Source organism: Microbacterium lacus, from assembly GCF_002812805.1.
GTDB lineage: Bacteria > Actinomycetota > Actinomycetes > Actinomycetales > Microbacteriaceae > Microbacterium > Microbacterium lacus_A.
Window position 1 is genome coordinate 44,134 of the sequence record NZ_NMUM01000019.1, and the last position, 15,194, is coordinate 59,327.

Sequence of the window (15,194 nt, forward strand, 5' to 3'; positions counted from 1 at the left end):
GGCAAGCTGAACGGGTGCCGTCGCCCGACCGGCGCCCCCGAGGAGCCACGTGCTGAGCTACGCCGACTATCTGCAGCTGTTGCCGAAGACCGAGCTGCACTGTCACTTCACGTCCACGATGACCGCCGAGCTGTTCGTCGCACTCGCCGGCAAACACGGCGTCGAGCTGCCCACAAGCGATCCGGCCCATCTCTTCGCGTATGCCGACCTGCGCGAGTTCTTGGTGGGTTTTGAGCTCGCCCACGACGTGCTGCGCGACCCCGAAGACATCGAGGCGGTCGCACTCGAGGGTGTTCGCGTCGGCGTCGAGGCGGGCCTGCGCTACCGCGAGTACTACGTCAATCCGCAGTACTTCATCGCGCGCGGCATGTCCTACGCGGATGTCATCGATCCCCTCATCTCGGGGCTCTCGGCCGCGGAAGCCCAGTACGGGGTCGGGTTTCGCATCGTCGTCGCGGTCAATCGTGCGGAGAGCGGTGCCGAAGCCATCCGTCTCGTTGAACTCATGGCCGAGAACCCGCGACCGAGCGTCGTCGGACTCGGGATGGATGATCTGACGCCCGAGGGGCTCGAGGCGCCCGAACGGTTCGCCGAGGCGTTCGCGCTCGCCCGGAGCGCAGGCCTCCGTCTCACCGCCCACGTGGGCGAGACCGATCGGTCCGAGGCGCACTCCGTGCGTTTCGCGATGCACGACCTCGGTGTCGACCGCATCGACCATGGCTACCGCGTGCTCGATGATCCCGACCTCGTCGCGGAGGCGCGGGAGCGTCGCCTGCCGTTCTGCGCAACGCCGGTGTCGACGACGATCTGCTCCGACTGGCAGCTCACGCCCGATCACCGCATCGCCCGGATGATCGAGGCCGGGCTCGCCATCAACGTCTCGACGGACGACGCCATGTTCTTCCGCACCGACATCGGACGCGAGTTTCGCGAAGCCCTGCCAGCCCTCGGAGTCGACGCGGCGACCGCGCGTCGGATCGCGTTCAACGGCATCGACGCCGCGTTCTGCGACGATGATCAGAAGGCGCGTCTGCGCTCACAATTCACGGCCGAGTTCACGGCCCTCGACGCCCTATTTCAGCGCGACGCGCTGCTCCCGGAGGACTGACGCATGGACATGGCCTATTTCGCGACCGGATACTCGGTGAACCTGCCCGATTGGATCGGGGAAGAACTCCACGGCGTTCCCGACATCATTCCCGACCGGGCGGAGCGGATGGCTCTCGTGCACCGTCTCGCCGATCGCAACTGGCGTGAGGGCAACGGCGGCCCGTTCGCCGCGCTCGTGGCCGAGTCCGACACCGGGCGCATCGTGTCGGTCGGGGTCAACGTCGTGCTCGGCAGCGGCATCTCGTCCGCACACGCCGAGGTCACTGCGCTCGGCACGGCGCAGGCCCGCGTCGGATCGTGGGATCTCGGGGCCGAGGGGCTCTCGCCCCACGAACTCGTCGTCAACTGGCGCCCCTGCGTGCAGTGCTACGGAGCCACGATGTGGTCCGGCGTGCGCACGCTCATCGTTGCGGGCTCGGGTCCCGAGCTCGAAGAGATCAGCACCTTCGACGAGGGGCCGATGGTCGCGGACTGGGCCGAGCAGTTCGAGGCGCGCGGCATCGAGGTCGTGCAGGACGTGCTGCGCGACGAGGCGCTGGCGGTCTTCCGCGCCTATCGCGCCGCGGTCGACAGCGGTGGCGTCGTGGTCTACAACGCACGCTCGGGGGATGACGCCGCGGAGTGAGGCGCGCCTAGATGAGGCGGTAGCCGGCGCCGCGCACGGTTTCGATTCGGTGCGAGCCGAGCTTCTGGCGGAGGTATCCGACGTAGACATCGGCGACGTTCGATCCGGGGTCGAAGTCGTAGCCCCACACTCGGCTGAGGAGTTGTTCACGGCTGAGCACCTGACCGGCGTTCCGGATCAGCTCCTCCGCGAGGGCGAACTCGCGGGCGGACAGTTCGACCGCCCGTCCGTCGACGAGTGCGCGACGGGTCCGGATGTCGAGGGTGAGACCTTTGTGCGTCATCTCCGACACGACGGCCGGCTCATCCGTCCGCATCCGCAGCCTGATGCGCGCGAGTAGCTCGTCGAACCGGAATGGTTTGCCGAGGTAGTCGTCGGCACCGCCCTCGAGGCCAGCGATCGTGTCGTGCAGCTCGACGCGCGCGGTGAGCATGATCACGGGCAGGCGGGATCCCGATCCGCGCAGCTGTTCGAGGACCTCGAACCCGTCCATCCCGGGCAGGTTGACGTCCAGCACGAGCAGATCGAACTCACCGGTGAGAGCCAAGCTCAGCGCCGAGGGTCCGGTCTTGGCGACGCTCGTCGCGAATCCGGCCGCGCGCAGTCCCTTGTCGATGAATCCCGAGATGCGCGCCTCGTCGTCGGCGATCAGAATCGACGGCATCAGGTGGCCTTCTCGGATTCGAAGGGGAACGGCAGGGGTGGTACCGGCGGACGTGGAGGCACGTCCGAGGGGGCCAGACTCTGTTCTACCGGACGCCGCAGGGGAACCGAAACCACGAACAGCGCGCCACCGCCCTCGGCCTCTTCGACTCGCGCCGAGCCACCATGGGCGCGGGCGATGACCTGCACGATGTTCAGGCCCAGGCCGCTGCCGGTGGAGGCATCCCGCCCCTCTTCTCCGCGGTAGAAACGCTCGAAGACTTTCTCGCGTTCGGTGAGCGGAACGCCCGGCCCGTGATCACGCACGGTGAACTCCAAATTCGGTCCGGCCAGCGAGCTGCCGATCTCGACCGACCCGTCGCCGTGTGTGACGGCGTTCTGCGCCAACTGCAGCAGGGCCTGCGTAATGCGGTCGGAATCGAGTGCCGCGACGATGTCGACGTGCGAACCTGCTCGCACGGTCGCGCCCGCTATGCCCTCGGCTTTGCGCACCACCTGACGTGTCAGGTCGGCGACGTCAACCGGGCGCGGCGAGATCGGCGAGGCGCCGTGCAACGAGGCCGAGCGGGCGAGGTCTTGCACGAGTTGGCCCATCCGGTCGAGCTCGTCCACGGCCAGAGCCTGCGTCTCGCGCACATCCTCTGGATCGGTGGGGTCCATCACCTCGACGTACCCGCGGACGATCGTGATGGGGGTCTTCAGCTCGTGCCCGATATCGTGCAGCAGGCGGCGCTGCGAGTCCACCGCGTCGTCCAGGCGATCGAGCATCGCGTTCATCGTCGCGGCGAGCTCGGATACATCGTCCCGGCCCTGGATCGGAAGCCGCTCCGAGAGCGAGTTGGCCGACACGCGGTCTGCCGTCTCACGCATCTGGCGGAGGGGGCGCAGGAGCCGCGTTGCGACGAGCCACGCGACTCCTGCGATGACGACGAGCGCGATTGCGCCGGTGAGCAGATACACCTGCGCGGCGACGTTGATCTCGGCGAGTTCGGCCTCGACGTCGTACGCCATCGTGAAGAGTGCGGTCTCGGGCGCCGGGGAATCCGGCACCGTGATCGGAGCTGCGAGGTAGCGCCACACACGGTCGCCGGCCACGTAGGTGCCGATTACGGGTCGGCCATCCGCGCTTTGCTCGGTGACTTCGGCGACGAAGCCGGGGGCGGCGCTCAGGTCCACGTCGAGCGCCACACCGGGCGCGAGAGCGGGCTGACCCTCGATGACGCCCAAGGCGCCGGTGTTGTCGTCCGGACTCATCCGCTGCACGACGGTTGTGAGTGCTTCGGTCGACGAGGCCCACGTGCCCGTCTCCGGATTCCCCTGCGAGACGAGGTAGCGGGCCGAGTCGAGGTTCGCCGCGAGCCGATCGTCGATCTGCGCGATGATGCGTGCGCGCTCGACCATATACACGGCCGCACCCACCGAGATGAGGCCGAGCGCGGAGACGATCGTGATGACCGCGATGATGCGCGTGCGGACAGAAAAGACGGTTCGCTTCCGGCTTTTTTCTGCTGATTCCGACGCGCTCATATTCTTAGTATGTCGGCGGGCGAGAGGCGGCCGGACTGCCTAAGGAACATCTCACGAAGCACCTTAGACGCGGGTGCTGAGATGGATGGATGACTCGAAGCGATCCCGCCGCCGCTGAATCGGCGCTCCTGTGCGATGCGTTAGAAGTGGCGCCCGAACGCGTGAGCTTCATCCGCCGCGAGCCGCTCGGGCCGGGTTCGGTTGCCGCGTTCGCCGTGTCGGGTGAGCCGGTCGAGGGTGACTACTTCGTCGACACCTCGGGTCTGGACGTCGCTGTCGAGACCGGGATGGCGCTGCCGGGTGTCGCGCGCATCTGGATGCATCCGGCCGATCCCCATCTTCCTGCCCTGGCGCCGACGGCCTACGGCGGCGCCGCGGGGGTCCTGCTCTCTCGCATCGGACACGAGGCGACGGACGCGCCCGCGATGGTCGCCTACCGTCCCGGTCGACGGGCGGTGCTCACTGTTCCCACGCGAGAGGGCGTGGTGTGGCTGAAGGTCGTCCGCCCGTCGCGGGTTGAGCCGATCGTCGAGTCCCACGCGTTGCTCGCAGCATCCGGCATCCCCGTCCCGGCGATCCTGGCGTGGTCGCCCGAGGGTCTGATCGCGCTCGCCTCGGCCGAGGGGGCCCCGGCGACGGAGGTCGCGTGGCATCCCGAAGCGCTGCTCGATGTGGCCGAAGAGGTGCAGAGCAGGTTTGCTCAGGTGCCCCTTCGGCGCACGGCGCGTACGGGGCTGGAGGATCGTCTGCCCTGGTACACCGCCAAGCTCGAGGCCGTCGCGGCTCGGCCGGATGGGGTGAGTCTCGTCTCCGCGCAGACGGCTGCCGCGCTCGATGTCGGCCAGGGTGAAGTCGAGCCGATCCACGGAGATCTCCACCTCGGTCAGCTCTTCCTCACGGGTGAGGGTTCGGAGGTGAGCCTTGCCGGCATCATCGACGTCGACACCGCGGGTCGCGGGTTCGCCGCCGACGACAGTGCCGCGTTCCTCAGCCACGCCATCGCGAGCGCCATCCTGACGGAAAACGGGGGCGATGCCCCGCGTGCGTGGGCGCTCGCCGACGGCGCTCTCGTGCGGTGGGGTGACCGACCCGGCGTCCGCGGGCGGGCGGCCGTGCACCTGCTCGGTCACGCGCTCGCCGCCGCCGAGGGTGGCGAATTACTGCGGAGCGAGCGGCTGCTGGGCCGTGCTCACGATCTCGTAAGCGAATCGAAGAATACCTAAGACCGCCCTCATGTCCGGCTTCGAGGGCCCTTAGCGGGGCTTGCCAATCTGGAGCTATCGAACAGAGCCCGTCCCCCCGGGTCACAGACGAAGGAGAGAAACATGGACACCAAGAAGAAGTGGATCACATTCGGCGCAATCGGCGTTGTGGGGCTCGGCATCCTCGCCGGAGGAGCTGCGGCCACCGCCGCGAGCATGGATTTGCGTTCCACGGACGGCACCGTTCTTCCCGGTGGCGCGATCACTGGCCGTGAGTCCGGCGTGCTCGATCGCTCGGGTGTGCAGATGAACGTGACGGACACCTCGGTATCGGTCGTCTCGGTCGCCTCCGTCGTGACGCCGCCCTCGGTCCCGTCGCCCGCCAGCGTCGCCTCCCCGATCACCCCGCCCCCGGCTCCCGCCCCGGCACCTGCGCCCGCGCAGCCCGCCCCGGCACCCGCCCCCGCCGACTCGCCCGCGAGCATCCCCAGCGCGGCATCCGCGGCCTCCGTCGCGTCGGTCGCATCCGCAGGATCGAACTGACGCCTCCCGAACAGAGGCCGCCGATGCGGGTGCCGGGTCCCCAGCCCGGCACCCGCATCGCTTTACGAAATCGGTGGGCGGGGGACATCCGCTCGCAACACGACCCGACTTAGGCTGAGTCATGGCGCACTCAGACACCTCCCCCTTCGCGGGAGCCTCCGGCACGGTCGTCGCAATCGTCGGTACAGAATCGGCCGGGGCACTCGCAACTCTTGAGGGCATCCCCGGGGTGGAAACCCTCACGCTGCGGGACGCGGATCCCGCGATCGCCGCTCGCCGCATCTCGGCGTGCAGCACGCCCTGGATCGTGCACGATGCAGATCCCCTCGAACATGTCGCGGCCGCGTGGGTCGAGCTCTACGAAGAGCGCGCGACGCTCGGCACCCTCGAGGTCGAGGTCGAGACAGCTCTCGCCCACTTCGAGGAGGGCACCGCGCTCATGCCCGACTACTACATCGTCCTCGACCCGGACGCGGCGGACGGCACGTGGCGGCACTGGTGGTGCGGGGCCCTCGGCTTCCGGGCTCCCCGTCGTGTGCTTCCGGCGGCATCCCCCTCGACACCGCGCGACACGGCGATGCGGCGGATGCTCACAACTCTGCCGACCTCGCGCCCGTGGCCGGAGCCGATCTCGTGGCTGCCCGGGCTCGCGTTCGAGATCCCCGACCGCGTGGGGTTGCGGGATATCTAAACCGGGTCGGGAAGGGCCTGTCGGAGCTCCTCGAGCCACACCTGCGCATTGCCGTCCGAGGGGGCCCGCCAGTCGCCACGCGGCGAGAGCGACCCGGCGGCCGAAACCTTCGGTCCGTTCGGCAGCGCCGAGCGCTTGAACTGGGCGAACCCGAAGTAACGCTTCAGGAACACCTCGAGCCAGCGCACGATCGTCGGCAGGTCGTAGGCGACCCGGGCGTCGTCGGGGAATCCCGGGGGCCAGCCCGAGGCATCCGCATCGCTCCACGCTTCGGATGCGAGGAAGGCGATCTTGGAGGGCCGGAACCCGTAGCGAAGCACGTGGAAGAGCGTGAAGTCGTGCAGGGCGTAGGGGCCGACGAGCGACTCGGTCGACTGCGTCGCCCCGTCTGCATCCGCGGGCACGAGTTCGGGGCTGATCTCGGTATCGAGCACCGATTGCAGAACGGCGGCTTCGGCCGCATCCACGCCCTCACCCGCGGCGATGACCCAGCGGATGATGTGCTGGATCAGGGTCTTGGGTACGCCGGTGTTCACGGCGTAGTGGCTCATCTGGTCGCCGACGCCGTAGGTCGCCCAGCCGAGCGCCAGCTCGGACAGATCGGACGTACCGATGACGATCCCGCCGTTCTGGTTGGCGAGGCGGAAGAGGTAATCCGTGCGCAGGCCCGCCTGAACGTTCTCGAAGGTCACGTCGTAGACCGGCTCGCCGCCGCTGAAGGGGTGCCCGATCTTCTCGAGCATCTCGTTCGCCGCGTCGCGGATGTCGATCGTCTCGATCGAGGCGCCGACGGCCTCCGCGAGGGCGATCGCGTTGGACTTCGTGTGGTCGCTCGTCGCAAAGCCGGGCATCGTGTACGCCAGGATGTCGGAGCGCGGCCGGCCCATCCGGTCCATCGCGCGAGCGATGACGAGCAGCGCGTGCGTCGAGTCGATCCCGCCGCTGACGCCGATCACGGGCTTCGGATCGCCGATCGCGCTCAGCCGCTGAACGAGTCCCGTGACCTGGATGTTGAACGCCTCGTAGCAGTCCTGGGCGAGGCGCGCGGGGTCGTCGGGCACGAAGGGGAAGCGGTCGAGGGGGCGCCGGAGCCCCGTCTCGCCCGCGGGAACACCGAGCGTGAACGGAACCGTGACGAACGAGCCGGTGCGCGCGGCGTGGGTGCGCCGGTTGTCGTCGAACGTGCCCTGGCGGGCCCGGTCCTGGCGGATCCGGTCGAGGTCGACATCCGCGACCGAGCGACGCGGACCATCCGGAAAGCGTTGCGTCTCGGCGAGCAGTCCGCCGAGCTCGTAGATCATGGTCTGCCCGTCCCACGACAGGTCGTTGGTCGACTCGCCCTGGCCGGCCGCGGCGTAGACGTATGCCGACAGGCAGCGGAACGACTGAGCGCGACACAGGATGGCGCGCTCGTCGGCGCGGCCGATCGTGATGGGGCTACCCGAGAGGTTCAGCAGAACGGTCGCGCCCGCGAGCGCAGCTTCGGACGAGGGTGGGATCGGAACCCACACGTCCTCGCACACCTCGGCGTGCAGCACGAGCCCGGGCACGTCTTCGGCGTCGAAGAGCAGGTTCGGCCCGAACGGTGCCTCCATGCCACCGACCGAGATCCAGCGCGCATCCTCGCTCAGTTCGTCGCCCGCGGCATACCACCGGCGCTCGTAGAACTCGCGATAGGTGGGCAGGTACGACTTCGGCACGACGCCCAGCAGTTCACCGCCGTGGATCACCACGGCGCAGTTGTACACGCGGTTGCGGTGCCGCAGCGGCGCACCCACGACGAGCACGCTCATCAGATCGCGGGATGCCTCGACCAGGCGCGCGATCGCGGCCTCGGTCGCATCCAGCAGGGCGTCCTGAAGCACGAGGTCTTCGATCGCGTACCCGGTCAGGCAGAGTTCGGGGAAGACGGCGACCGCGACGGCATCGGCGTGGCACTCGCGGGCCGTCGTCAGCACGGCCTCCGCGTTCGCTGCGGGGTCACCGATACGCACCGGGATCGTGCACGCCGCCACGCGCGCAAAACCGTGGCGATAGGCGTTGCGGAACGGAAGGCCGGCGGTCATCACCCCAGTTTGGCACCTTAGAGTTGTCAGGATGAGTACGGCACCCCCGGAAGAGCCCCCGCGCACGCAGGAGATAAAGCTCACCGACCGTCATCGTTGGCGTGCCTACTGGGTCTGTGTCGGTGTCGCCGCGCTCACGATCCTCGACCTGAGCAAGGTCAACGTGGCCCTGCCCTCGATCGAGAAGGCGTTCGGTGCCGGATCGACCGAGCTGCAGCTCGTCGTCTCGGGATACGTGCTGGCTTTCGGTCTGGCGCTCGTTCCGATGGGGCGTCTCGGCGACCAACGTTCCCGACGGGTCCTGTTCATCGTCGGCCTGTCCCTCTTCACCGTAACGAGTCTTGCCTGCGCCCTCGCGCAGGACGTGACCTTCTTGCTCGTCGCGCGTCTCATCCAGGGTGTCGCGGCCGGCATCCAGATGCCGCAGGTCCTCGGTCTGATCCAGCAGCTGTTCCGCGGGGCGGAGCGCGGCAAGGCCTTCGGCCTGTTCGGGGCGAGCATCGGCATCGCGACGGCCTTCGGCCCCACGCTCGGCGGCTTGGCGATTGCGATCGGCGGTCCGACCGACGGATGGCGCGGCATCTTCTGGATGAACGTTCCCCTCGCGCTCATCGCGATCGCGGCGGCGATCTGGCTGCTGCCGGCGACGCGGACGAAGTCCCGGCGAAAGCTCTCCCTCGACCCGGTCGGCATCCTGCTCTTCGGGCTCGCGGTCATCTCGCTGCTGTGGCCGTTCCTGTTCACGACGGGTTCGCCGAGCGATGACCCGAACCGGTGGTGGCTGCTCGTGCCATCCGTCCTCTTCATCGGGGCGTTCATCGTGTGGGAGCGCGCGTACGAGGCTCGGGGTCATCAGCCGCTCGTGCCTCTCGGACTGTTCGGTGTGTCGTCATACCGCAACGGAACGGTCCTGGCGACGGCCTACTTCGCCGCGCTCCCGGCGCTCTTCCTGCTCACGACGCTGTTCCTGCAGACCGGCGTCGGGCTCGAGCCGGTCTTCGCGGGCATGGTCACGATCGGATTCGCGCTCGCGAGCGCGCTGACGTCGTGGTTCGGCGGCCTCTGGGTCAACCGCATCGGCCGCCCCCTCGTCGTATGGGGGCTCGCGATCATGCTCGTGAGCACGGCGGGCCTCGTCGTCACCGCGCTCTACGTCCCGTCGGGCGCGATCATCTGGGTCATGGCGGCCATCATGATCGTCGCCGGTGCGGGCGGAGGCCTCGTCGTCTCACCCAACCAGACGCTCGCCCTCGCCAATATCCCCCCCAAGCGCGGTGGACTCGCGGGCTCTGTCGGGCAGCTCGGTCAGCGCATCGGAACATCGATCGGCACCGCGATCGCCCTCGCCTTCTTCTACGCGACGGTCTACAGCGAGACCGACACCGCGCCGACCATCGTCGTCTACCACGACGCGTACGCGATCGGAATGGTCACGGTCGGTGTCGGACTCGCACTCGCCTTCGTGATCTCGCTCGTGGACCTGACGGCACGCGCCAAGTCGAAGTAGCTCGCCGGGCCGCTGTCTGAGGCCGCGGGTAGGGTCGCAGACGGAGAGGGTCCCGTGCGTTATATCGAGAACGAAGGCCGGCTGGTCACGAGCGCGAGCGACCTCAAAGCCGCGTCGGAATGCGAGTTCGCGTGGGTGCGGGCGATCGATGCCCGCCTCGGTCGTGTCCCCCAAGTCGTCGAGCCTGAAGACCTGACGCTCGAGCGGGCGGCGCGACTGGGCGATCGCCACGAGCAGCGGGTGCTGGATGAGTATCTGGCGGACGATCCGGATGGCGTGGCCACCATCGAGCAGGTCTCGTCGGGCGATGCTTCGGCGCTGGCAGAAGCCGTTCGGCTCACGAATGCGGCGCTCGCCGACCCATCCGTGCGGATCATCTATCAAGCGGCGTTCGCGACCCGTGACTTCGTCGGTTTCGCCGACTTCCTGGTTCGCGACGAGAACGGTCGCTGGCTGGTGCAAGACACCAAGCTCGCCCGCCGGGCGCGGGTCACCGCCCTCATGCAGCTGGCGGCATACGTCGAGCGTCTCGACGATCTAGGTGTCGAGCGCTCGGATCGCGTCGAGTTGCTGCTCGGCGACGGCACCACGAGTTCACACCTCGTCGACGACATCCTGCCCGTCTACCGGCTGCGCTACGCGCGCCTGATCGAACTGATCGAGAGCCGTCAGGTCGAGCTGGGTGCGGGGGGAGCGCCGACCGCGTGGGGGGACGACCGGTACTTCGCCTGCGGTCGATGCGCGACCTGCCAGATCGAGGTCGAGGCATCCCGCGACCTGCTCCTCGTCGCGGGCATGCGGCCGCTGCAGCGCACGAAGCTTCGGGCGGCGGGCATCCGCACGCTGGACGACCTCTCGGTCGCGCAGACGCCGCCTTCGACCCTGAACGCGGACGTCTTCGGCCTTCTGCGGACGCAGGCGCAGCTGCAGCGTGCGTCCGAGATCGCCGCGACCGACGCGCCCGACGCCGTCCCTGCGCCGGTGTATCGCGTCGTCGACCGTGCGGGACTCGCGGCGCTGCCCCCGGCCGACCCGGGTGACCTGTTCTTCGACTTCGAGGGCGACCCGCTCTACACAGAGGGAACGGGGACGGGAACGGGAACGGGCACGGGCGCGAGTACCGGCACGGAGTGGGGCATCGACTACCTGTTCGGCTGGGTCGACGAGAGCGAGACGTTCTCACGCCTCTGGGCGCACTCTTTCGCGGAAGAACGCGTGGCGCTCCAGCGCTTCCTCGACTTCGTGGATGTGCACCGCGCGGCTCATCCCGGCATGCACATCTACCACTACGCCCCCTACGAGCCCACTCATCTGCTCGCGATGGCTGCGCGCCACGGCACGGGCGAGGCGCAGGTCGATCGGTTGCTTCGCGACGGGGTCTTCGTCGACCTCTACCCGATCGTGCGTCGTGCCCTGCGCGTCGGGTCGCGGTCGTACTCGATCAAGAAGCTCGAGCCGCTGTACATGGGGCACGAAACGCGTCAGAGCGACGTACAGCGCGGCGACGAGTCGATCGTCCGCTACGTCGAAGCGCGGATGCTTCAGGATGCGGGCGACGACGAGGGTGCGCGGGCGATTCTCGATGACATCGCCGACTACAACCGCTACGACTGCGTCTCGACCCGTCGTCTGCGCAACTGGTTGCGCGACCGCGCCGACGAACTCGGGATCGTCGCGATCGCCGACCCCGAACCCGACGCCGCCGGTTACGAACCCTCGCCGCGCGCCGTCGCGCTCATCGCGCTCGCCGAGTCGGCCGATGGCGAGGATGCCGCGGCCCTCCGCCTCGGATCGGCCGCGATCGACTACTACCCGCGCGAGGCGAAGAGCTACTGGGCGACGCACTTCCTGCGCCTGCGCGAGCCCGTATCGGTGTGGGAGCAGAGTCGCGATGTCGCGGTCTTGGATGCGTCGCGCTGTGAGGTCGTCGAGGACTGGCACCGTGCCGAGGGGCACCGGGTGGATCGACGCATCCTGCGCCTGCGCGGCGAACTCGCTCCCGGCACGCGCCTCTCGCCCGGAAGCGAGCCGTTCCTGCTTTACGAGCTGCCCGCGCCCTTCGTCTTCGAGGCATCGCCGCGGTGGTTGCATGCCGATCACCGCGGTCGCGTGTTGGAAGAGTTGGAGGACGGCGCGATCATCGAGGAGCGCGCTCGGGGCGGATTCACCTGGGGTGAACTCCCCATCGCGATCACGCCGGGCTCGCCGCCGCGTGCCCTGTCGCAGCAGGTCGCGATCGATGAGTGGGCCGACCGCGTGATCGCCGCGAGCCCCGCTTTCCCGACCGATGCGGCGACCGACCTGCTGCGCCGTCGCCCGCCGCGCCTGCGCGCGGGGCACCCGGTTGCCGCCGATCCGACAGATCCCGTTCCCGCGATCGTCGCGACGCTGCGCGACCTCGACCACAGCTACCTCGCCGTACAGGGCCCACCGGGCACCGGAAAGACGTACGTCGGCTCGCACGTGATCGAGCGTCTGGTGCGCGAGCACGCGTGGACGATCGGTGTCGTCGCGCAGTCGCACGCCGTCGTCGAGCACATGCTCGATCGGATCATCGACGCGGGTGTACCCGCCGCGCGGGTCGGCAAGGCGCCGAAGGACGATTCCGTGCCGGTGCGGTTCACCCCGCTGCAGAAGAACGGCGTCGCGGCATTCGCGGACGAGCACGCCCAGGCGGGGTTCGTGGTCGGCGGCACGGCGTGGGACTTCAGCCACGAGGGCCGCTTCCCCCGCGGTTCGCTCGACCTTCTCGTGATCGACGAGGCCGGGCAGTTCTCCCTCGCCTCCACCATCGCGGTCTCGGTTGCAGCGCAACGCCTGCTCCTGCTCGGTGACCCGCAACAGCTGCCGCAGGTCAGCCAGGGCACCCATCCCGAACCCGTCGACACGTCGGCGCTCGGATGGATCATGGATGGGTCCGCAGTGCTGCCCGACGCTTTCGGGTATTTCTTGCCCGAGAGTCGGCGGATGCATCCGCTCGTCGCCCTGCCCGTGTCGAACCTGTCGTACGCCGGGCGGCTGGCCTCACACCGCTCCGCAGCGCTCCGATCCATCGATGGCGTCGAGCCTGGCCTTCATCGGGTTCCGATCGAGCATCACGGCAACGCCACGGCATCGGTCGAAGAGGCGGCTGCAGTCGTGGATCTCGTGCGTGGGCTGATCGGCACCTCGTTCACCGATCTCGCGCGAGACGGCGGAGAACCCCGGGTAGTCGCCCCGCGGCTGCTCACGGCGGATGACATCATCATCGTGACGCCCTACAACGCACAGGCGGCGACCGTGTTGGCCGCCCTCGCTGAGGCGCAGTTGCCGCCCGTCCGCGTCGGAACGGTCGACAAGTTCCAGGGGCAAGAGGCCGCGGTGTCGATCGTTTCGCTCGCCGCGTCGTCGGGGCGGGATGCGCCCCGTGGACTCGAGTTCTTGTTGCTCGCGAACCGTCTGAACGTCGCGATCTCGCGCGCCGAAGTGGCCGCGTTCCTCGTCTATTCGCCGGGCTTGCTCGACGATCTGCCGCACACCCCCGAGGGTGTGGCCCGGCTCAGTGGCTTCGCGCGGCTGGTGGAAGATCCAGGCGCTTCGTCAGCCCGACCACGGCGGCCGTGACCAGATCGTCGACGGGCAGGCTCGCATCGACGGCGAAACCCTCCTCGTCGGCGTCGAGGGGTTCGAGTGTTGCGAGCTGGGAGGCGAGCAGAGAAGCGGGCATGAAGTGGCCCTCACGCGCCCCGGCGCGGATGGCGAGAACGTCCGCGGGGGCATCGAGATGCACGAACACCGCGCCGGGCGCGGTGGTGCGGATGGCGTCACGGTAGCGCCGCGCGAGAGCGGAACAGGCGATCACCGCGCCGCCGGACTGTTCGGCCAGCGCCATGCCCACCCGCCCGAGCCACGGCATCCGCTCGATATCGGTCAACGGGATACCCGCCGCCATCGACGCGACCGCGGCCCCATCGTGCAGGTCGTCCGCATCCAGGAAGGGGATACCGAGGCGTTCGGCGAGGGCTGAGCCCACGGTCGACTTACCGACGGCCGAGACGCCCATGACCACGATCCGTGCGGGTACGGAATGCTCGGACGACGGCTCTGTCGGGGCGCTCATCCCTCCACGTTATCGCGGGCCCGCGATCGGTACCCGCCACGCCGAAACGCGATCCTCCAGCGCCGCTGTGCCCGGATCCGCCACACTGATCGCATGAAAACCCGAATCCTGGCCCTTGCTGCCGCTGCCGTGTTCGCCTCGTTCGCCCTCGCGGGCTGCTCGTCCTCGGGGGATGACAGTGAAGTCATCGCCCCCGTCATCATGTCCGCCGAAGAACTGCAGGGCGCGAGCGTCGAACTGCGCGTCGGCCAAGGCCTCGACATCACGACGGGCGACCTGGCGGAAGACAGCTACTCGGCCGAGATCGCCGACTCGTCGATCGTGAGCTTCTCGAAGGGTGGCGAGCGCGATGGCGCGACCTTCAACCCGGGGCTCATCGGCGAGGCTGTCGGCGAGACCGAAGTCACCCTCACGAACGAACAGGGCGGCATTCAGCCGGTCGAGTTCACCGTGACGGTGACCGAGTAGGACTTAGACGGTTCCGTACAGTCGATCGCCCGCGTCGCCGAGTCCCGGAACGATGTAGCCCTTTTCGTTGAGCCGCTCATCGAGCGCGCCCAGCACGAGGGTCACATCGCGTCCGGCGACTTGGCGCTCGATCGCCGCGACACCCTCCGGGGCTGCCAGCAGGCAGATCGCGGTGACGTCCTGTGCGCCGCGGTTGAACAAGAACTCGATGGCGGCTCCCAGAGATCCGCCCGTTGCCAGCATGGGGTCGAGCACGAAGCACTGGCGATCGCTGAGATCGTCGGGCAGTCGCTCGGCGTAGGTCGAGGGCTCGAGTGTCTCTTCGTTGCGGACCATACCCAGGAACCCGACCTCGGCGGTCGGCAGAAGCGTGACCATGCCCTCGAGCATCCCGAGACCCGCGCGGAGGATGGGAACGACGAGCGGACGCGGGTCGCCGATCCGCACACCCATGGTCGTCGTTACCGGAGTCTGGATCTCGACCTCTTCGACCCGGACGGCGCGGGTCGCCTCGTAGGCGAGCAGCGTCACCAGCTCGGAGGTGAGTTGACGGAACACCGGCGAGGGGGTGCGCTTGTCGCGCAGCACCGTCAGCTTGTGGGTGATGAGGGGATGATCGGCGACATGCACACGCATAAACACAGGCTACCGAGTCGTATGCTCGGGGCGTGACCGTCGCAGCCCCGGGCAACT

General features: G+C 68.6%; 13 protein-coding genes. 8 read left to right on the plus strand and 5 right to left on the minus strand.

Going from position 1 to position 15,194, the window contains the following annotated elements; all coding sequences use genetic code 11:
• Positions 1 to 49: 49 nt before the first annotated feature.
• A complete protein-coding gene (add, locus tag CGU34_RS05555; RefSeq protein ID WP_100813539.1) occupies positions 50 to 1,108 on the plus strand; it encodes an adenosine deaminase in 1,059 nt (352 codons plus the stop codon).
• Positions 1,109 to 1,111: 3 nt separating this feature from the next.
• Entirely contained in the window at positions 1,112 to 1,735 is a 624-nt protein-coding gene (locus tag CGU34_RS05560; protein ID WP_100813540.1) for a nucleoside deaminase, read from the plus strand.
• A gap of 7 nt (positions 1,736 to 1,742) precedes the next feature.
• Here CGU34_RS05560 and CGU34_RS05565 read toward each other — a convergent pair whose 3' ends face one another.
• Positions 1,743 to 2,399, minus strand: coding sequence for a response regulator transcription factor (locus tag CGU34_RS05565; protein ID WP_036299329.1), 657 nt, complete (start codon positions 2,397 to 2,399; stop codon positions 1,743 to 1,745).
• A complete protein-coding gene (locus CGU34_RS05570) occupies positions 2,399 to 3,925 on the minus strand; it encodes a sensor histidine kinase (protein WP_100813541.1) in 1,527 nt (508 codons plus the stop codon). Before CGU34_RS05570 ends, CGU34_RS05565 begins: the two co-directional genes overlap by 1 nt.
• Before the next feature lie 89 nt (positions 3,926 to 4,014).
• On the opposite strand from CGU34_RS05570, the gene CGU34_RS05575 reads away from it, so the two are divergent.
• The 3 genes from CGU34_RS05575 to CGU34_RS05585 all read left to right on the plus strand — a co-directional run bounded on the left by CGU34_RS05575 (position 4,015) and on the right by CGU34_RS05585 (position 6,361).
• A complete protein-coding gene (locus CGU34_RS05575; RefSeq protein ID WP_100813542.1) occupies positions 4,015 to 5,148 on the plus strand; it encodes a phosphotransferase in 1,134 nt (377 codons plus the stop codon).
• A gap of 102 nt (positions 5,149 to 5,250) precedes the next feature.
• The gene (locus CGU34_RS17160) at positions 5,251 to 5,670 is read left to right on the plus strand and encodes a hypothetical protein (RefSeq protein ID WP_198517693.1); all 420 of its coding nucleotides are present in this window, start codon (positions 5,251 to 5,253) and stop codon (positions 5,668 to 5,670) included.
• A 121-nt stretch (positions 5,671 to 5,791) separates the two neighbouring features.
• Positions 5,792 to 6,361, plus strand: a complete 570-nt coding sequence (locus tag CGU34_RS05585; protein ID WP_100813544.1) for a hypothetical protein — start codon at positions 5,792 to 5,794, stop codon at positions 6,359 to 6,361.
• On the opposite strand, the gene CGU34_RS05590 is transcribed toward CGU34_RS05585, so the two are convergent.
• Positions 6,358 to 8,427 carry an NAD(+) synthase gene (locus tag CGU34_RS05590; protein WP_100813545.1) on the minus strand — a complete coding sequence of 690 codons (2,070 nt, stop codon included), beginning with the start codon at positions 8,425 to 8,427 and terminating at the stop codon, positions 6,358 to 6,360. The two genes, CGU34_RS05585 and CGU34_RS05590, sit on opposite strands and share 4 nt — an antisense overlap.
• A 31-nt stretch (positions 8,428 to 8,458) precedes the next feature.
• Between CGU34_RS05590 and CGU34_RS05595 the strand changes: the two genes are divergently transcribed.
• Complete coding sequence (locus CGU34_RS05595; RefSeq protein WP_081766213.1) at positions 8,459 to 9,934, plus strand: MFS transporter; 1,476 nt, start codon at positions 8,459 to 8,461, stop codon at positions 9,932 to 9,934.
• A 54-nt stretch (positions 9,935 to 9,988) separates the two neighbouring features.
• Positions 9,989 to 13,537, plus strand: a complete 3,549-nt coding sequence (locus CGU34_RS05600) for a TM0106 family RecB-like putative nuclease (protein WP_100813546.1) — start codon at positions 9,989 to 9,991, stop codon at positions 13,535 to 13,537.
• Here CGU34_RS05600 and CGU34_RS05605 read toward each other — a convergent pair.
• Positions 13,473 to 14,033 carry a gluconokinase gene (locus CGU34_RS05605; RefSeq protein WP_100813547.1) on the minus strand — a complete coding sequence of 187 codons (561 nt, stop codon included), beginning with the start codon at positions 14,031 to 14,033 and terminating at the stop codon, positions 13,473 to 13,475. The genes CGU34_RS05600 and CGU34_RS05605 overlap by 65 nt on opposite strands.
• Before the next feature lie 93 nt (positions 14,034 to 14,126).
• Between CGU34_RS05605 and CGU34_RS05610 the strand changes: the two genes are divergently transcribed.
• Entirely contained in the window at positions 14,127 to 14,501 is a 375-nt protein-coding gene (locus tag CGU34_RS05610) for a hypothetical protein (RefSeq protein WP_036297406.1), read from the plus strand.
• Between the two features lie 3 nt (positions 14,502 to 14,504).
• On the opposite strand, the gene upp is transcribed toward CGU34_RS05610, so the two are convergent.
• Positions 14,505 to 15,137 (minus strand): uracil phosphoribosyltransferase, encoded by a 633-nt coding sequence (upp, locus tag CGU34_RS05615; protein WP_100813548.1) that lies wholly within the window; start codon positions 15,135 to 15,137, stop codon positions 14,505 to 14,507.
• Between the last annotated feature and the right edge of the window lie 57 nt (positions 15,138 to 15,194).